The organism is uncultured Kocuria sp. (assembly GCF_947500125.1).
Taxonomy (GTDB): domain Bacteria; phylum Actinomycetota; class Actinomycetes; order Actinomycetales; family Micrococcaceae; genus Kocuria.
This window is the reverse complement of record NZ_CANMRA010000013.1, coordinates 17,917-35,332: the sequence shown is the minus strand read 5'-3', so window position 1 is coordinate 35,332 and position 17,416 is coordinate 17,917. Positions and strand designations below refer to the sequence as shown.

Annotated in this window: 14 protein-coding genes; 5 read left to right on the top strand and 9 right to left on the bottom strand. The window is 72.1% G+C overall.

Annotated features, from left to right (window positions below):
* Nucleotides 1–58: 58 nt before the first annotated feature.
* Nucleotides 59–235 (top strand): SPOR domain-containing protein, encoded by a 177-nt coding sequence (locus Q0817_RS10295; protein ID WP_157571329.1) that lies wholly within the window; start codon nt 59–61, stop codon nt 233–235.
* 42 nt (nt 236–277) lie between these two features.
* On the opposite strand, the gene panB is transcribed toward Q0817_RS10295, so the two are convergent.
* Complete coding sequence (panB, locus tag Q0817_RS10290; RefSeq protein WP_298586778.1) at nt 278–1,114, bottom strand: 3-methyl-2-oxobutanoate hydroxymethyltransferase; 837 nt, start codon at nt 1,112–1,114, stop codon at nt 278–280.
* Nucleotides 1,115–1,270: 156 nt separating this feature from the next.
* On the opposite strand from panB, the gene glnA (Q0817_RS10285) reads away from it, so the two are divergent.
* Nucleotides 1,271–2,611 (top strand): type I glutamate--ammonia ligase, encoded by a 1,341-nt coding sequence (glnA, locus tag Q0817_RS10285; RefSeq protein WP_298586775.1) that lies wholly within the window; start codon nt 1,271–1,273, stop codon nt 2,609–2,611.
* Between the two features lie 18 nt (nt 2,612–2,629).
* A complete protein-coding gene (locus tag Q0817_RS10280; RefSeq protein ID WP_298586772.1) occupies nt 2,630–5,695 on the top strand; it encodes a bifunctional [glutamine synthetase] adenylyltransferase/[glutamine synthetase]-adenylyl-L-tyrosine phosphorylase in 3,066 nt (1,021 codons plus the stop codon).
* A gap of 81 nt (nt 5,696–5,776) precedes the next feature.
* Here the strand turns inward: Q0817_RS10280 and Q0817_RS10275 are convergent, their stop codons facing one another.
* Both Q0817_RS10275 and glnA (Q0817_RS10270) read right to left on the bottom strand, forming a co-directional pair.
* Entirely contained in the window at nt 5,777–6,277 is a 501-nt protein-coding gene (locus tag Q0817_RS10275; protein WP_298586769.1) for a hypothetical protein, read from the bottom strand.
* A gap of 276 nt (nt 6,278–6,553) precedes the next feature.
* Entirely contained in the window at nt 6,554–7,978 is a 1,425-nt protein-coding gene (glnA, locus tag Q0817_RS10270; protein ID WP_298586766.1) for a type I glutamate--ammonia ligase, read from the bottom strand.
* Nucleotides 7,979–8,175: 197 nt separating this feature from the next.
* Here glnA (Q0817_RS10270) and Q0817_RS10265 point away from each other — a divergent pair, with 197 nt between their 5' ends.
* Nucleotides 8,176–8,622, top strand: a complete 447-nt coding sequence (locus tag Q0817_RS10265) for an RDD family protein (RefSeq protein WP_298586763.1) — start codon at nt 8,176–8,178, stop codon at nt 8,620–8,622.
* A gap of 90 nt (nt 8,623–8,712) precedes the next feature.
* On the opposite strand, the gene Q0817_RS10260 is transcribed toward Q0817_RS10265, so the two are convergent.
* From Q0817_RS10260 to lipB, 3 genes are all read right to left on the bottom strand, one after another.
* The gene (locus Q0817_RS10260; protein ID WP_298586761.1) at nt 8,713–9,510 is read right to left on the bottom strand and encodes a DUF4191 domain-containing protein; all 798 of its coding nucleotides are present in this window, start codon (nt 9,508–9,510) and stop codon (nt 8,713–8,715) included.
* Nucleotides 9,511–9,636: 126 nt separating this feature from the next.
* Nucleotides 9,637–10,644, bottom strand: a complete 1,008-nt coding sequence (gene lipA, locus Q0817_RS10255) for a lipoyl synthase (RefSeq protein ID WP_298586759.1) — start codon at nt 10,642–10,644, stop codon at nt 9,637–9,639.
* Between the two features lie 69 nt (nt 10,645–10,713).
* Entirely contained in the window at nt 10,714–11,415 is a 702-nt protein-coding gene (gene lipB / locus Q0817_RS10250) for a lipoyl(octanoyl) transferase LipB (protein ID WP_298586756.1), read from the bottom strand.
* A 96-nt stretch (nt 11,416–11,511) separates the two neighbouring features.
* Here lipB and Q0817_RS10245 point away from each other — a divergent pair, with 96 nt between their 5' ends.
* A complete protein-coding gene (locus Q0817_RS10245; protein WP_298586753.1) occupies nt 11,512–13,095 on the top strand; it encodes a hypothetical protein in 1,584 nt (527 codons plus the stop codon).
* 37 nt (nt 13,096–13,132) lie between these two features.
* On the opposite strand, the gene Q0817_RS10240 is transcribed toward Q0817_RS10245, so the two are convergent.
* From Q0817_RS10240 to lpdA, 3 genes are all read right to left on the bottom strand, one after another.
* Nucleotides 13,133–13,480: a hypothetical protein gene (locus Q0817_RS10240; RefSeq protein ID WP_298586750.1), complete on the bottom strand. Its 348-nt coding sequence runs from the start codon at nt 13,478–13,480 to the stop codon at nt 13,133–13,135.
* Between the two features lie 132 nt (nt 13,481–13,612).
* Nucleotides 13,613–15,928 (bottom strand): 2-oxoglutarate dehydrogenase, E2 component, dihydrolipoamide succinyltransferase, encoded by a 2,316-nt coding sequence (gene sucB, locus Q0817_RS10235; protein WP_298586747.1) that lies wholly within the window; start codon nt 15,926–15,928, stop codon nt 13,613–13,615.
* Nucleotides 15,929–16,045: 117 nt separating this feature from the next.
* Nucleotides 16,046–17,413 (bottom strand): dihydrolipoyl dehydrogenase, encoded by a 1,368-nt coding sequence (gene lpdA, locus Q0817_RS10230; RefSeq protein WP_298586745.1) that lies wholly within the window; start codon nt 17,411–17,413, stop codon nt 16,046–16,048.
* Between the last annotated feature and the right edge of the window lie 3 nt (nt 17,414–17,416).

Genomic DNA, 17,416 nt, shown 5'->3' with positions numbered 1-17,416 from the left:
CGCCGGGCACGGAGCCGGCCCGGTCTCCCGGGCCCGGCGGCCACCGAGAGGAGAGGTCATGAGCGAGTACTGGTTCAACGTCTACACCCACCAGGTGGAGGAGGGTCCGCAGTCGGACTACCGCAAGCTGCTCGGGCCCTACGCCACGCGCGAGGAGGCGCAGAACGCGCTGAAGCTGGCCGCGGAGCGCACCCGGCAGTGGGACGAGGAGGACCGGGCCTTCGACGAGGGCTGAACGGCCGGGCCGCGCGTCGGCGCGGTGCGTCCGCGGGCCGGGTCAGAAACCGTGCTCCGGGCCCGGGAAGGTCCCCGAGCGGACGTCCTCCACGTAGCGGCCCACGGCGTCGGAGACCACCCCGTGGAGGTCCGCGTACTGCCGCACGAAGCGGGGCATCCGGCCCTGGCGAAGTCCCAGCATGTCCTGCCACACCAGCACCTGGCCGGTGGTCGCGGACCCGGCCCCGATCCCCACGGTCGGGACCTCCAGGGCGGCGTCCACGGCCGCGGCGGCCTCCGCCGGGACCATCTCCATGAGCACGCAGAAGGCCCCGGCCGCCTCCAGGGCACGGGCGTCCTCGACGAGCGTGGCCGCGGCGTCGCCGCGGCCCTGCACCCGGTACCCGCCCAGGGCGTGCTCGCTCTGCGGGGTGAAGCCGATGTGCGCCACGACCGGCACCCCTGCCTGGACCATGGCCTCGACGTGCGGGGCGAACCACGCCCCGCCCTCGAGCTTCACCGCGTGCGCGCCGCCCTCCTTGAGGAAGCGCACCGCGGTGGCCACCGCCTGCTCGGGAGAGCCCTCGTAGGAGCCGAAGGGCAGGTCCACCACCACGAAGGCGCGCTCGACCGACCCGGACACGGCCCGGCACATCGGCAGCAGCTCGTCCACCGTGACCGGCAGGGTGCTGGAGTGGCCCAGGACGTTGTTGCCCGCGGAGTCCCCCACCAGCAGCGAGTCGACGCCGGCCGCGTCGAAGATCGCAGCCGTCAGGGCGTCGTAGCAGGTGAGCATCGTGAACTTCTCGCCGTGGCGCTTGGCCTCGCGCAGGTGGTGCGTGCGCACCCGGCGCACGTCCAGCGCGCCCGGTGCCGGGCGGGGTGTCTCCTGGGTCATGGCCCCACCCTATCGGGCGCACCCGCCCGCGCCGGTCCCGTCCGCGGGGCGCGGCGGGGCCGCGCGTTAGAGTGGGCGGGACAAGCAGTCGTGCCCGGCCGGCACAGCACGCACGGGCGGGGCGGAGCCGCGGGCAGGAAGACGAGGAAGGCAACCATGGACCGTCAGCAGGAGTTCGTCCTCAGGACCATCGAGGAGCGCGACGTCCGCTTCGTGCGCATGTGGTTCACGGACGTCGTCGGGAGCCTCAAGTCGGTGGCCCTGGCCCCCGCCGAGGTCGAGGCGGCCTTCGAGGAGGGACTGGGCTTCGACGGCTCGTCCATCGAGGGTCTGTCGCGGGTCTCCGAGGCGGACATGCTCCTGCAGCCGGACCCCTCCACGTTCCAGATCCTGCCGTGGCGCGGCGAGACGGAGCCCACCGCACGGATGTTCTGCAACATCCTCACCCCGGACGGCGAGCCCTCCTCCTCGGACCCGCGCGGCGTGCTCAAGCGTGTCCTGGAGAAGGCCTCGGACATGGGCTTCACCTGCTACACGGCGCCGGAGATCGAGTTCTACCTGCTGAAGTCCGCGGACCTCGACGCCGAGGGCCGGCCCACCCCCGTGGACCACGAGGGGTACTTCGACCACGTGCCGGGCGGCGTGGTGCAGGACTTCCGGCGCAAGGCCGTGAGCATGCTGGAGGCCGTCGGGATCTCCGTCGAGTTCTCCCACCACGAGGCGGGTCCCGGGCAGAACGAGATCGACCTGCGCTACGCCGACGCCCTGCAGACGGCCGACAACATCATGACGTTCCGCACGGTGATCAAGGAGGTCGCGCTCTCGCAGGGCCTCTACGCGACCTTCATGCCCAAGCCCTTCACGGAGCACCCCGGCTCCGGCATGCACACCCACTTCTCGCTGTTCGAGGGGGACACCAACGCCTTCTTCGAGGCCGGGTCCGAGTTCCGGCTCTCCCGCACGGCGGGGCACTTCATCGCCGGCATCCTGCGGCACGCCCCCGAGTTCACGTCGGTGACCAACCAGTTCGTCAACTCCTACAAGCGGCTCTGGGGCGGGGGAGAGGCGCCCTCCTACCAGTCCTGGGGGCACAACAACCGCTCCGCGCTCGTGCGGGTGCCGCTGTCCAAGCCGGACAAGGTGCAGGCCGCGCGGATCGAGTACCGCGGCATCGACTCCGCCACGAACCCGTACCTGTCCTACGCCGCTCTGCTGGCCGCGGGTCTGCGGGGCATCGAGAACGAGTACGAGCTCCCGCCGGTCGAGCTGGACGACGTCGCGGCGATGAGCTCCGCGGAGCGCCGCGCCCTCGGCCACAACCCGCTGCCCTCGAGCCTGTACGACGCGATCCGGGAGACCGAGGAGTCGGAGTTCATGGCCGAGCTGCTCGGGGAGCAGGTCTACGACTACTTCCTGCGCAACAAGCGCCGCGACTGGAACGACTACCGCCGGGTCGTCACGCACTTCGAGCTCAAGAACAACCTCGGCATCCTCTGACCCCGGACGGACCGTCCCATGACACACCCTCCCCAGTCGACGGCCGCCACGGACCCCGTCGCGTCCGGCCGGCTCATCAAGGTCGGCTTCGCCGACACGGGCAACGCCCAGCGCTGGCTCGGCTTCCCCGAGCTCGCCGAGGTCGACCTGGACCGGCTGCTGGAGGGCCTGGCGCTGGCGGCGTCGCCCGACGTCGCCCTGCAGCTCACCGTCCGGCTCCTCGAGGGCACCCCGGAGCTCGCCGAGCGGATCAACGCGGGTCCGGAGGCCTCCGAGACCATGTTCCGGCTCCTGGGGGCCTCCGAGGCGCTCGGGGAGTTCCTGCTGCGGCGCCCCGAGCACCTGGACCTGCTCGCTGAGCCCGCCGCCGCCGAGCCCGAGGAGATCCCCGCGGAGCAGTTCCGCGACGCGCTGCTGACGGCCGTCGGAGCCGATCCCGCCGCGCGAACCCCGGTGGCGGCGGAGACCGGCGACACCGCCTGCAGCGCCCTGCGCGTGGCCTACCGGCGGGAGCTGGCGCGCATCGCGATCCGCGACGTCGGGGCCCTCTACCCCGCCGACCACATGCCCGCGGTGGGCCGGCAGCTGGCCGACCTCGCCGCCGCCGCCCTCGAGGCGGCGCTCGCCGTCTCCCGGGCGGAGGCGGCGGCAACCTGGGCCCCCGAGACCGTCGACCGGGTGCGGCTGGCCGTGATCGGGATGGGCAAGTGCGGCGCGCGGGAGCTGAACTACATCTCCGACGTCGACGTCGTCCACGTCATGGCCGTCGAGGACCCGGACGGCACCGAACCCCTCGACGGGGCGGAGGCGACCGTCATCGGCGCGGCCCTCGCCACGGGCACCGCCCGGGCGCTCATGTCCCGCGGCACGGAGCCCCCGCTGTGGGAGGTGGACGCCAACCTCCGGCCCGAGGGCAAGGACGGGCCGCTCGTGCGCACCCTGGACTCGCACGTGCGCTACTACGAGCGGTGGGCCGAGTCCTGGGAGTTCCAGGCCCTGCTCAAGGCCCGCCCCGTTGCCGGGGACCCGGAGCTCGGGGCGGCCTACCGGAAGGCCATCGAGCCGTTCGTGTGGCGCAGCTCCGCGCGCGAGGGCTTCGTCGAGTCCGTGCAGGCCATGCGCCGGCGGGTCACCGACAACATCCCGGCGGCCGAGGGCGAGCGCCAGATCAAGCTGGGCCCCGGCGGTCTGCGCGACGTCGAGTTCACGGTCCAGCTCCTCCAGCTGGTGCACGGGCGCACGGACGAGCGGGTCCGGACGCAGGCCACGACCGAGTCCCTCGCCGCGCTCTCCGAGGGCGGCTACATCGGCCGCCGGGACAGCGAGCAGTTCTCCGCCCACTACCGCTGGCTGCGCCTGCTCGAGCACCGCATCCAGCTGTTCCGCCTGCGCCGCACCCACCTCATGCCGCGCGGGGAGCGGGAGCTCACGGTCATCGCCCGGTCGCTGCAGGGCGCCGCCGACACCGCCCGTCCCTCCGGCGACTCGCTGCTCGAGGAGTGGCGCAAGGTCAAGCGCAGCGTGCGGGGGATGCACGAGCGGATCTTCTACCGGCCGCTGCTCGCCGCGCTGGCCCACCTGCCCGAGACCGACACCCAGCTGTCGGCCGAGTCGGTGCGGGACCGGCTGGCCGCGCTCGGCTACCGGGACCCGAAGGCCGCCGTGCGGCACATCGAGGCGCTCACCCGCGGCGTCAGCCGGCGGGCGGAGATCCTGCGCACCCTGCTGCCCGTGCTCCTGGCCTGGCTGGCCGACGGGGTCGACGCCGACGCCGGGCTGCTCGGGTTCCGGCGGCTCTCCGAGTCCCTCGGGACCACCCCCTGGTTCCTGCGGCTGCTGCGCGACTCGAACGCCGCCGCGGAACGGCTGTGCCAGATCCTCTCGAGCTCGCGCTACGTCACCGACCTGCTGGAGAACTCTCCGGAGGCGACCGCCTGGCTCGGCCAGGACGACGAGCTCTGCCCCGTGTCCTTCGAGACGCTGTGGAGCGAGATCCGCGCCCAGATGGCCCGGCACCCCGACCCCGGGGAGGCCGTGCGGATGATCCGGCTGATCCGCCGCCGCGAGGAGCTGCGCGTGGCGCTCGCGGACACCTCCGGGCTGCTCGACGTCGAGCAGGTCGTGGAGGCGCTGTCCGACATCGACCGGGTCTGCATCCTGGGCGCCCTGCACGTGGCCGAGCGGGAGGTCTACGACCGGGACGGGCGGCTCGCCGACGTCCTGGTCGTGGCGATGGGCCGGCAGGGCGGGCGGGAGATCGGCTACGGCTCCGACGCCGACGTCATGTACGTCTGCGCCCCGGTGGAGGACGCGGACCCCGCGGACGCCCGGGAGCAGGCCGAGACGCTGCTGCAGCGGATGGTGCAGCTGCTCAAGGCGCCCTGCACGCCGCCCATCGTGGCGGAGCGGGTGCTCGAGATCGACAACGACCTGCGCCCCGAGGGCAAGCAGGGGCCCATGGTGCGCTCCGTCGACTCCTACGCCGAGTACTACGCCCGCTGGGCGCAGACCTGGGAGTTCCAGGCGCTCACCCGCGCCCTGCCCATGGCCGGCAGCGACGACCTGGCCGACGCCTTCCGGCGGGTCATCGACCCGCGCCGCTACCCGGAGGAGTTCACGGAGCGCCAGCTGCTGGAGATCCGGCGGATGAAGGCCCGCGTGGAGAACGAGCGGATGCCGCGGGGTGCGGACCCGTCCCGGCACGTGAAGCTGGGCCGGGGCGGGCTCTCGGACGTCGAGTGGCTCGTCCAGACGCTGCAGCTGCAGCACGGGCACCGGGTCCAGGGGCTGCGGACCACGAGCACCCTGCGGGCGCTGCACGCCGCGGAGGAGGCCGGGCTCGTCACCGCCGAGGACGCCACGGCCCTCTCGGCCGCGTGGCGGCTCGCCACGGCCGTGCGCAACGGCAACGTCCTGCGCACCGGGCGCCGCTCCGACGCCCTGCCCTCGAAGCGGGCCGACCTCGAGGCGGTGGCCCGCTGGTGCGGGTACGAGCACGGCGGCGCCGGCCGTCTCGAGGAGGACTACCTGCGCACCACCCGCAAGGCCCGGGCCGTGTTCGAGCGGCTCTTCTATGGGCACTGAGGGCGGTCACGTTCCGCCGTCGGCACGGGAGCGCCCCGGACGCTTATGAGGCAACCGGGGCCCTCCCCGAGATGGCTCGGACTAAGCAAGCTCCGCGCAAATGTCCCGTTCCCGGCCGGATGTGCTGACTAGGGTCCACACGCCGTCCGTTCCAATGGTGTAGACGACTCGCCCAAAGTAATGGGTGGTGCTGGGACCAGGAGGCTCGTCCGAGGGGAAAAAGATGAGTCCACCCTGGCCGGTCATGGTGACGGTCTGCGATCCATCCGGATGGTAAGTCTTGCGCTCCACGTTGCCTCCCGTCTTGAGGGACAGGAACGCACCCGTATCCAGGTTCGTGTAAGTCACCACATCGCCCCGACCCGCAGTAATGCTACGCACGGGATCGCCCTTTTCGTCGTACCACGTCTTGGTGTGGAGCTTGCCCCCGGTGGCTGATACACCGAGCGGGAATGTGCATGCCGTGTTTTCGGGCAACTCGAAAGGAGGATAGTGATCGGCCGTGGCCGGTGGCAGTCCTGTGAGGACGAGGGCGCCGGCCACTGCCAGCGGTGCAAGGGCGCGCTTGGTGGAGGTTCTCATGATCGCCTCGGTTCATTGACAACGTGATGGAGAGGGCACCGGCACCGAACGGCCGACGAGCGCAGAGTCGGTGCGCGCGCGAGTGCCGACAACAATCGGCCGGCTCAATGTCCCCCTGCTGGCCCCCATGGCCGGCAGTGTCCACGTTAGTGATGCCCATCACAAATATTCACTGACCATGGCAAATGTCGAAAAGTGAACGCCGAGCACGGGCAAGGCCCCGGACCCCTGCGAGGGGTCCGGGGCCTTGCCCGTGAAGCGGTCGATCCCTGCGGGTCAGACGCCGTAGTACAGCGAGAACTCCAGCGGGTGCGGGACCACGGACAGCGGCTTGAGCTCGAACTCGCGCTTGTACTCGATCCAGGACTGGATGGTGTCCTCGGTGAAGACGTCGCCGGCGAGCAGGAACTCGTGGTCCTCCTCGAGGGCCAGGAGCGCCTCCTCGAGCGAGGCCGGGGCCTTCTTGATGTCCTTGGCCTCCTCGGCGGGCAGCTCGTAGAGGTCCTTGTCGATCGGGTCGGCCGGCTCGATGCGGTTGCGGATGCCGTCGAGGCCCGCCATCAGCTGCGCGGCGAAGGCGAGGTACGGGTTGCAGGAGGGGTCCGGGGCGCGGAACTCGAGACGCTTGGCCTTCGGGTTGGTGCCCGTGATCGGGATGCGGATGCCGGCGGAGCGGTTGCCCTGCGAGTACACCATGTTGACCGGGGCCTCGAAGCCCTTGACCAGGCGGCGGTAGGAGTTCACCGTCGGGTTGGTGAAGGCCAGCACGGCCGAGGAGTGCTCGAGCAGGCCGCCGATGTACCAGCGGGCGAGGTCGGAGAGGCCCGCGTAGCCCTTCTCGTCGTAGAACAGCGGGTCGCTGCCCTTCCACAGGGACTGGTGGCAGTGCATGCCGGAGCCGTTGTCGTTGAAGACGGGCTTGGGCATGAACGTGGCCGACTTGCCGAAGGCGTCCGCCGTGTTCTTGATGACGTACTTGAACTTCTGCAGGTCGTCGGCGGCCTTGGTCAGGGTGTTGAACTTGTAGTTGATCTCGGCCTGGCCGGGAGCGCCCACCTCGTGGTGGGAGCGCTCGACCTCGAGACCCACCTCGTCCAGGGCCACGCACATGGCGTCGCGCAGGTCGGCCTGCTTGTCGACCGGGGAGACGGGGAAGTAGCCGCCCTTGGTGGCGGTCTTGTTGCCCAGGTTCCCGCCCTCCTCCTTGCGGCCGGTGTTCCAGGCGGCCTCGTCGGAGTCGATGGCGTAGAAGGAGCCCTGCGGCTGGATGTCGTAGCGGACGTCCTCGAAGATGAAGAACTCGGCCTCGGAGGCGAAGTTGGCGACGTCGGCGATCCCGGTCGACGCCATGTAGGCCTCGGCGCGCTCGGCGACACCGCGGGGGTCGCGGTGGTAGGGCTCACCGGTGCGGGGGTTCACGATCGAGCAGGTCACCACGAGGGTCTTCTCGACGCGGAAGGGGTCCACGAACGCCGAGGTCGGGTCCGGGATGAGCTGCATGTCGGACTCGGCGATGCCCTGGAAGCCGCGGATGGAGGAGCCGTCGAACAGCTGTCCGTGCACGAAGAAGTCGTCGTCCACCGACTTGGCGGGGAGGTTGAAGTGCTGCTGCACGCCGGGCATGTCCGTGAACCGGACGTCGACGAAGACGATCTCCTCGTCCTTGATGAAGGCGAGGACTTCCTCGGGTGTCTGGAACATGTGCTGTTCTCCTTGTTAGGTGGGCTGGACCGCCGTGCCAGGTGCGTTCGGCCGGCGTCCGTTTCCGGGGACAACGCTACGGACCGGGCATTAAGGCTCCGTGTCCCGGGTGTTTCCTCGGTGTTACGCAGGAGTCCCCCGGGGGAGCCACGGTCTCCCGCCAGTCTAGGGGAGTCCCTCCCCGATACCCTGAGGGGATGATCGACAGACGTGATGTGGGCTCGTGGCTCGAGGGGCCGGGGACCGGCCGGCAGCAGTACCCGGGGCAGCGCCTCGGACGCCCGGAGCAGGGGCCGGGCTCCGTGGGGCGGGTGGGGCGGCGGCTCGTGGCCCTGGTGGTGGACTGGTACCTGTGCTGGGCCCTCGCGCAGTGGCTCGTGCCCCAGTGGAACGAGCAGGGGCTGATGACCCTGGCGTTCCTGTTCGTGCTCAACGTGCTGCTCGTCGGTGCGACCGGCCACACGCCGGGGCACCTGCTGCTCGGTCTGCAGGTGCAGACGCTGGCCGGGCGGCCGGCGGGCTTCGCCCGCGCCGCGGTCCGCTCCCTGCTGCTGTGCCTCGTGATCCCGGCGGTCGTGTTCGACCCGGACCAGCGGGGCCTGCACGACCGGGCGGCGGACACGGTCCTCGTCCGCACCCGCTGAGCCCCCGGCGGCACGGCGCCCGACGACGACGGAGCCCCTCGCCTTCCGCGGAAGGCGAGGGGCTCCGTCGTCGTCGGGCAGACCCGCGGCTCAGCGGCCGCGCATGGCCCGGCGGTCCGGGCGGGCGCGCATGGGGTCCACGCCCTTGGGGATCGGCAGGCGGTTGCCCAGGGTGCTGATCCGCTTGTGCACGGTCTGCACCTCCTGCTGGGTGAGCTTCTTGTCGAGCTTCTTCATCTCCTTGGACAGCTGGCGCAGCGGGACCTGGCCCTCGCCCTTGCCGGTCTTGATGACGTGGATCGGCACGTTCTGGATCACGGGGCCGATCCGGCGGCGCTCCTTGGTGACGAGCTTGTCGACCCGTCCGGCGGGCCCCTCGGTCACGAGGACCACCCCGGGCCGGCCGATGGCGCGGAAGATGAGGTCGCGGGTGCGGGGGTCCATGGCGGCCGGCTGGTCCTCGACGATCCAGCCGCGGCGCAGCGCGGACAGCGCGGCGCCGGCGGCCCCGGGCTGGTCCTCGATCCGGGCGAACGCGGCGCGCTCGGCCCGCCGGGAGAGGTAGAACGAGGCGGCGAGCAGGGCGAACGGCAGGCCGATGAGCAGCCCGGTGATCCAGTTGCCGAGGAGGACGCCGACGAGCAGAAAGACCAGGAGGACGCCGAGGCCGATCAGCAGCATCCACCAGCCGATGTTGGGCTCGACCTCGCGGGTCATCTTGAAGACCTGCTTGATCTGGCTGAGGAAGCCCGGCCCCTTGGACGCCTTCCGCTGCTGCTTCGCCTCGCGCTTCTGCGCCCGGGTGGGCTTCCCGGTCGGCTTCCCCGTCGGCTTCCCGGGGGAGGTGGATCGCGACGTCGGGCGCGACTTGGCGTGGGAAGGTGACACGGTGAGACCTCGTCCTGTGGTGCGGTGGCGGTGTTCCGGGGGACCCGCGGCGTCAGCGCATGGGGGCGCCCGGCCGTGGTCCGTCCTCCAGTTTAGCGGGTGGACGGGGCCGCGCCCCGCCGGTCCTCAGCGGAGACGCTGGACGAGCGAGGACGCCTCCTGGGAGGCGCTGCCGGTGTCCTCGATGTGCGCCAGGTGCTCCGGGATCGCCCGGCCGGACTTCTCCATGGCCCGGGCCCACAGCCGGCCGGCGCGGTACGAGGAGCGGACCATCGGCCCGGCCATGACGCCCAGGAAGCCGATCTCCTCGGCCATCTCGGAGAGCTCCACGAACTCCTCGGGCTTGACCCACCGGTCGATCGGGTGGAACAGCGGGGAGGGGCGCAGGTACTGGGTGAGCGTGATGATGTCGCACCCGGCGTCGTTGAGGTCGCACAGCGCCTCGTAGATCTCCTGGTTCGTCTCGCCCATGCCCAGGATGAGGTTGGACTTGGTGATCATCCCGGCGTCCTTGCCCTGGGTGATGACGTCGAGGGAGCGCTCGTAGGTGAACGCGGGCCGGATCTCGCGGAAGATGCGCGGGACCGTCTCGACGTTGTGGGCGAAGACCTCCGGCTCGGCGTCGATGACCTGCTGCAGCCGGTCGGGCTTGCCCTGGAAGTCGGGGATCAGGATCTCCACGCCGGTGTTCGGGTTCAGCGTGTGGATCGCGCGGATGGTCTCCGCGTACAGCCAGGCGCCGCCGTCGTCGAGGTCGTCACGGGCCACGCCCGTGACGGTGGCGTAGCGCAGGCCCAGCTCCTTGACGGACTCGGCCACCTTGCGGGGCTCGGTGACGTCCAGCAGGTCGGGCTTGCCGGTGGCGATGTCGCAGAAGTCGCAGCGGCGGGTGCACTTGGAGCCGCCGATCAGGAACGTGGCCTCCCGGTCCTCCCAGCACTCGTAGATGTTGGGGCAGCCGGCCTCCTCGCACACGGTGTGCAGGCCCTTGCCGCGGGCCAGCGACTTCAGCTCCTGGAACTCGGGGCCCATCCGCGCCGTGTTCTTCAGCCAGGACGGCTTCTTCTCGATGGGTGTCTCGGCGTTGCGCGCCTCGACGCGCAGCAGGCGGCGGCCCTCGGGGGCAACGGTCATGGTCGGTCTCCTTGTCGAGATGTCGACGGTGGTGCGCTCACGGTCCCGGCGGTCCCGGGGCGGCGCAGGTCAGCTGACGGCGGTGGGCCAGGGCAGCGGACCCGGGGTCCCTGACGGGACGAACTGTTCGCACAACTCGTCCCGGCGGGCGGATATTTCCTGCTCCATGCGCGCGACCACCGTCTCCGGGGTCACGAGCCGGCCCGTCTCCTGGGAGAGGCTCGTGACGGAGGCGTCGGTGATGCCGCAGGGGATGATCTTGCCGAACGGACGCAGGTCGTTGGAGCAGTTCAGGGCGAAGCCGTGCATGGTGGTCCGTTTGGAGACCTGCACGCCGATGGCGGCGATCTTGCGGTCCGGGCCGTGCTCGTCCGCGAGCACCCACGCCCCGGAGCGCCCCGCCACGGTGGTGGCCTCCACCCCGAAGTCCGCGACCACGGCCAGGATGATCTCCTCGAGCAGGCGCACGAAGCGCACGACGTCGATGGGCGTGGTCAGCCGGACGATGGGGTAGCCGACGAGCATCCCGGGTCCGTGGTACGTGAGCTTGCCACCGCGGCCGATCTCCACGACCTCGCTCCCGTCCTGGGGGTACTCGTGGGGTTCGGTGCGCCGACCGGCCGTGTAGACCGGGGGGTGCTCGAGCAGCAGCACGGTGCCGGCCCGCTCGCCCGCGACGACCTCGCGGTGCACGTTCTTCTGCAGCTCCAGCGCCGAGCGGTAGTCGACGAGGTGCGGATCGAAGCCGAGCCGTTCGAAGCAGAGGGACATGTCCCCAGCCTATCGCGCGGCCGGCCCGGCGCGCGCCGGGCGGAGGCTGTGGACGGCGCCCGCGGTCCCGGGCGCCGGGCGGGCATCCTGGGGGGCATGGACCAGCGCCCCGCCGCGCACGGCGGCCACCACGAGGCCATCCGGGCCCTTCCCGTCTCCGCGCGGGCACGGCTCGCCGCGGCCGTCCGCGACGACCGCCCCGGCGCCTCCGCCGGCCCACCGCCGGAGGACACGCCCCCGCGGCTCCCGCCCGAGGACGGGCTGGAGCCGGTCCGCCGCCTGGGCGGGCGCTCGTGGCTGGTGCGGGAGGCGCGCTCCGGGGAGCACTTCGTCCTGCGTCCCTGCCCCGAGGAGCCCGGCCCGGCGCGCGACCGGTCCCGGGCCGCGGCCCTGTCGCTCGCGGTGGCCCTGGGGGGCCGGGAGGAGCCCTGCCTCGTGGCCGTGCGCGGACTGCTGGGCCCGGCGGCGGCGCCCGTGGGACTGGTCGAGGACTTCCTGGCGGGCGGCTCCCTCGCCGACCGGCTGGCCGTGCGCGGCCGGCTGGAGCCCGCCGAGGCGGCCGCGGTGCTCCGGGACGCCGCCACCGGCCTGGCCGCCCTGCACGCCCTCGGCCGGTGCCACGGAGAGCTCTCGGCCCGGCAGGTCCTGTTCCGCGCCACGGCGACCACGGACGGTGCCGCGCCGTCGGCCGCCGTGCGGGCGGGCACGGCGGCCGGGAGCCCGGAGGACGACGTCCGCGATCTGGGGGCGGTCGGATGGACGGCCCTCACCGGGCGGGCGCCGGCCCGGGAGGCGCGGCGGGTGCCCCTGTCCCTGCTGTGCCCCGCGGCCCCGCACGGCCTCGTCCGGGCGGTCGAGGCCGCCCTCGACGCCGACCCGTCGGCCCGGCCCACCGCGGGGGACCTGGCCGACCGGCTCGCGCGGGCCCAGGAACCGGCCCCGGACGGCCCGGGGCTCCCGGCCGGCCGACGAACCCGGACCGGGACGGGCGGGCGCCGGACCGTGCTCGTCGGGGCGGCGGCGCTGCTGCTGGCCGCCGCGGGCGCCGTCCTGCTTCCGCAGGGGGACCCCGTCCCGTCCCCCGGAGCGGCGTCGGAGCCGGCCTCGACGCGGGATCCCGCAGTGACGGCGGACCCGGTGCCGACGGCGGACGCGGTGCCGACGGCGAACCCGCTGCGGCGCACGGCGCCCGGGCGGCCGGGAACGACCGAGCCGGGCGCGGGGCCCGGCGGCGGAACGCCGCAGGACCCCGCGGATCCCCGGCAGGCGCTGCGGGAGCTGGTGGCGCGGCGGGGCGAGGCCCTGCGCACCGGTGACGCCCGGCTGCTGGAGGAGGTGTACGTGCCCGGGGCCGAGGCCGCGGCGGCCGACCGGAACACCATCGCGCGAGGAGCAGGCGACTTCCCCGAGCTCGTGCTCGAGGTCGGGAGCATCCGCGACGCCCCTGCTGGGCCCTCGGAGCCGGGCACGGTCGCGCTGGTGGCCGAGGTGCGGGTGGACGGCTACCGGGGCGAGCCGGGAGCGACCGCGTCCGTGGTGGCGGCGGGGGACGCCTGGGTGCAGACGGTCCTCGTGGTCCTGGTCGACGGCGAGCGGGGCTGGCGGCTCGGGGCGGTGGAGCCCGTGGCGGACGCGACCGCCCCCGCCGCGGACCCGGAGACGAAGAACCCCCGGGGCTGACGGGCAGCGCCGGGGGTCCGGTGGTGGGGGACGCCGCTCACCAGAGCGTGGCGACCGCCATGTTGATCAGCGCCAGCCCGCCCACGGCGTGGGCCAGGCCGGTCGAGACGGTCTCCCCGCGCTTGGTCCTCCGCTGTCCCACGAAGGCCGCGACCGCCACCGCGAGGGCGACGAGCAGCTTCACGGCGACCTTGGCGTGGTTGACGTCGGCGTCGCCCATCTCGTAGATCGCCACGAGCAGGAGACCGGTCACCAGGCTCAGCAGCGAGGCGTGGAACTGTCCGGGGGACACCGTCGGGCGCTTCATGGTGTAGATCCAGGTGCCCACGATGATCGCGGCGCCGACGAGGTGCAGGAGGACGAGGAGTCCGGTCAGGAAGGTCATGATTCCGAGCCTATCGGAGCCCCGCCCGCGCACGCCGAGAGGGCGTGCTCCCTGTGACCAGGAACACGCCCTCTCGTCGTGGTGGGTCCTCCGCAGGTGCTCAGCGGCGGACGGGGACCGGCACGGGACCGGTCAGAGACCGACCTCGGACTCGAAGCGGCCCTCCTCCAGGCGCGCCTTGAGCGCCTGCAGGAAGCGACCGGCGTCCGCGCCGTCGACCAGACGGTGGTCGTAGGTCAGCGACAGGTAGCACATCTGGCGGATGGCGATGGTGTCGTTGCCGTCCGCGTCCGAGACGACCATCGGGCGCTTCACGATCGACCCCGTGCCGAGGATGGCCACCTGCGGCTGGTTGATGATCGGGGTGTCGAACAGGGCGCCGAAGGAGCCGAGGTTCGTGATCGTGAAGGTGCCGCCGGTGAGGTCGTCCGGCGTGATGTTGCCGTCCTTGGCCCGGGAGCCGAGGTCGGCGATCTGCTTGGCCAGGCCGCCGAGGTTGAGGTCGCCGGCGTTCTTGATGACCGGCACCAGCAGGCCCTTCGGGGTGTCCACCGCGATGGCGATGTTCTCCGAGCCGTTGTAGACGATCTCCTTCTCGGCCTCCTTGAAGGTGGCGTTGAGCTTGGGGTGGGCCTGCAGCGCCTCGGCCACCGCCTTGGCGAAGAAGGGCAGGTAGGTGAGCTTGGCGCCCTCCCGCTCCTGGAACTTCGCCTTCGCCTTGCCGCGCAGCACGGCCACGCGGGTCATGTCGACCTCGGTCACCTGGGTCAGCTGGGCGGCCTCCTGCAGCGACTCGCGCATGCGCTGGGCGATCGTCATCCGGATCCGCGGGGCCTTCTCCGTGGTCCCCCGCTTGGCGTCCGCCTTCGGCGCGGCCGGGGCGGACTCCTTCTCCGGTGCCGCGGCGGCCGGCTCGGCCGCCGGTGCCTCGGCGCCCTTCTGCTGCTCGGCGGCGGCCAGCACGTCCTGCTTGCGGATGCGACCGCCCACCCCGGTGCCCGTGAGCGTGGAGAGGTCCACGCCCTCCTTCTTGGCGAGCTTGCGCACCAGCGGGGTCACGTAGGACGAGTTGTCACCGGTCGGAGCCTCGGCCTTCTCGGTGCGGGCGCCGTCGCGCTGCTCGGCGTCCTGCTGCTCGTCCCCGGACGTGTCGGCCAGCGCGGGCTCGTCGGTCTCGACCAGGGCCTCGTCGCGGGACGGCGCCTTCTCCTGCTTGCCGGAGGAGGAGCCCTCGTAGCCCTCGCCACCGTCGGTGGACTGCTTCGCCGGCTTCTCCTCGGCCTCCTGCGCGGAGGAGTCCTCGGCGGGCTTCTCGGCGGGCTCGTCCCCGGACGGGGCGGAGCCGGAGCCGATGATCGCCAGGACCTGGCCGACCTCGGCGTCCTCGTCCTCCTGCACCCGGATCTCCAGCAGGGTCCCGGCCACGGGGGAGGGGACCTCCGTGTCGACCTTGTCGGTGGAGACCTCCAGCAGCGGCTCGTCCACGGCGACCTCGTCGCCGACCTGCTTGAGCCACCGGGTCACGGTGCCCTCGGTCACGGACTCGCCCAGGGCGGGCAGGGTGATCTCGCTGCCCTCGCCCGTCTGCTGGGCCTCGGCCTTCGGGGCCTTCTCCTCGCCGGAGGGCTCCTGCTCGGCGGCCTCGTCGGTCGCCTCGGGGGTCTCCGCCTCGGTCGCGGCGTCCTCGGCCTCCTGCGCGGAGGAGTCCTCGGCGGGCTTCTCGGCGGGCTCGTCCCCGGACGGGGCGGAGCCGGAGCCGATGATCGCCAGGACCTGGCCGACCTCGGCGTCCTCGTCCTCCTGCACCCGGATCTCCAGCAGGGTCCCGGCCACGGGGGAGGGGACCTCCGTGTCGACCTTGTCGGTGGAGACCTCCAGCAGCGGCTCGTCCACGGCGACCTCGTCGCCGACCTGCTTGAGCCACCGGGTCACGGTGCCCTCGGTCACGGACTCGCCCAGGGCGGGCAGGGTGATCTCGCTGCCCTCGCCCGTCTGCTGGGCCTCGGCCTTCGGGGCCTTCTCCTCGCCGGAGGGCTCCTCGCCGGAGGGCTCCTCGCCGGAGGGCTCCTCGCCGGAGGGCTCCTCGCCGGAGGGCTCCTGCTCGGCGGCCTCGTCGGTCGCCTCGGGGGTCTCCGCCTCGGTCGCGGCGTCCTCGGCCTCCTCGGCGGAGGACTCGTCCTGGCCGGAGCCGCCCTCGGACCCGGAGCCCGAGCCGTCGCCGATGACGACCAGCGGTGCGCCGACCTCGACGTCCTCGTCCTCCTCGACGAGGATCTCCTCGATGACGCCCGCCACGGGGGAGGGGATCTCGGTGTCGACCTTGTCGGTGGAGACCTCGACCAGGGGCTCGTCGACGGCGACCTCGTCACCGACCTGCTTGAGCCACCGGGTCACGGTGCCCTCGGTCACGGATTCGCCCAGTGCGGGCAGGTTTACGGTTTCTGACATGGTCCGACCGTCTCTCTTTCGGTGCCTTCGATGATGCCTTCGATGGTGCGGTCCGGGCGCCCGCCCGGTCCCGGGTGCTGGGGAGGCCCCGCCCGGGAGGGCGGGGCCTCGGCGTGCTCAGCCGTGCAACGGCGTCCCCGCGAGTGCCATGGCCGCCTCGCCGATGGCCTCGTTCTGGGTGGGGTGGGCGTGCACGAACGCGGCGACGTCCTCCGGGTAGGCCTCCCAGTTGACGATGAGCTGGCCCTCGCCGATCTGCTCGCTGATGCGCTTGCCGATGGCGTGGAAGCCGATGATCGGGCCGTCCTTCTCCCGCACGAGCTTGATCATGCCGCCGGTGCCCAGGATCGAGCTCTTGCCGTTGCCGGCGAGGTTGTACTCGGCGACCTCGACGTTGTCCTCGCCGAACTTCTCCTTGGCCTGCGGCTCGTTGTACCCCACGGAGGCGATCTCGGGCTCGGTGAACGTGACCTTGGGGATGTTCACGTCCTCGACGACGGCCGGGTTCAGCCCGGCGATCTCCTCGGCCACGAACCGACCCTGCTGGTAGCCGCGGTGGGCGAGCTGCACGCCGGGGACGATGTCGCCGATCGCGTAGATGTTGCCCACGCCGGTGTGCAGACGCTCGTCCGGGGTGACGAAGCCGCGGTCCATGGGGATGCCCTGCTCCTCGTAGCCCATGTCGGCGGTGTTCGGGCCCCGGCCCACGGCGACCAGGACGATGTCGGCCTCGAAGACCTTGCCGTCGGCCAGGGTGACCTTCGCACCGTCGTCGTCCTGCTCGACCTTCTCGAAGAAGGTGCCGAGGTTCGACTTGATGCCGCGCTTCTTGAACTCCCGCTCGAGCGTCTTGACGATCGCCGGGTCCTCGTTGGCGACCAGGTGGGGCAGGCCCTCGATGACGGTGACGTCCACGCCGAAGGACTTCCACATGGAGGCGAACTCGCAGCCGATCACGCCGCCGCCGAGGACGATCGCGCTCTTGGGCACGAAGTCGATCTCCAGGGCCTCGGTCGAGGTCATGATCCGTCCGCCGATCTCGACGCCCAGGGTCTTGGAGATCGAGCCGGAGGCCAGCACGATGTGCTTGCCGGTGTAGGTGGTGCCGTCGACCTCGACCGTGTTCTCGCCCGTGAGCTTGCCGACGCCCTCGACGACCGTGATCTTGCGCATCTTCATCAGGCCCGTGAGGCCCTTGAACTTGCCGGCGACGATCTTGTCCTTGTACTCCCGCACGGCCGCCATGTCGATGGAGTCCAGCGTGGTGTGGATGCCGTACTTGGAGCTCTCACGGGCATCCTCGGCCAGCTCGGCGGAGTGCAGGTAGGCCTTGGTGGGGATGCAGCCCCAGTGGAGACACGTGCCCCCGAGCTTGTTCTTCTCGACCAGTGCCACGGTGTAGCCGAGCTGCACGGCCCGCAGCGCGGCGGCGTAGCCGGCGCTCCCTCCGCCGAGGACGAGGATGTCGAATTCGTTGTCGGCCACGTG

What these genes read in the sequence shown, in the direction of transcription:
- Q0817_RS10295 (WP_157571329.1), top strand. Translation starts at nt 59, where the DNA reads ATGAGCGAGTACTGGTTCAACGTCTACACCCACCAGGTGGAGGAGGGT.
- Q0817_RS10240 (WP_298586750.1), bottom strand. Translation starts at nt 13,480, where the DNA reads ATGACCTTCCTGACCGGACTCCTCGTCCTCCTGCACCTCGTCGGCGCC.
- Q0817_RS10280 (WP_298586772.1), top strand. Translation starts at nt 2,630, where the DNA reads ATGACACACCCTCCCCAGTCGACGGCCGCCACGGACCCCGTCGCGTCC.
- glnA (WP_298586766.1), bottom strand. Translation starts at nt 7,978, where the DNA reads ATGTTCCAGACACCCGAGGAAGTCCTCGCCTTCATCAAGGACGAGGAG.
- panB (WP_298586778.1), bottom strand. Translation starts at nt 1,114, where the DNA reads ATGACCCAGGAGACACCCCGCCCGGCACCGGGCGCGCTGGACGTGCGC.
- Q0817_RS10265 (WP_298586763.1), top strand. Translation starts at nt 8,176, where the DNA reads ATGATCGACAGACGTGATGTGGGCTCGTGGCTCGAGGGGCCGGGGACC.
- Q0817_RS10275 (WP_298586769.1), bottom strand. Translation starts at nt 6,277, where the DNA reads ATGAGAACCTCCACCAAGCGCGCCCTTGCACCGCTGGCAGTGGCCGGC.
- lipB (WP_298586756.1), bottom strand. Translation starts at nt 11,415, where the DNA reads ATGTCCCTCTGCTTCGAACGGCTCGGCTTCGATCCGCACCTCGTCGAC.
- Q0817_RS10245 (WP_298586753.1), top strand. Translation starts at nt 11,512, where the DNA reads ATGGACCAGCGCCCCGCCGCGCACGGCGGCCACCACGAGGCCATCCGG.
- sucB (WP_298586747.1), bottom strand. Translation starts at nt 15,928, where the DNA reads ATGTCAGAAACCGTAAACCTGCCCGCACTGGGCGAATCCGTGACCGAG.
- lipA (WP_298586759.1), bottom strand. Translation starts at nt 10,644, where the DNA reads ATGACCGTTGCCCCCGAGGGCCGCCGCCTGCTGCGCGTCGAGGCGCGC.
- glnA (WP_298586775.1), top strand. Translation starts at nt 1,271, where the DNA reads ATGGACCGTCAGCAGGAGTTCGTCCTCAGGACCATCGAGGAGCGCGAC.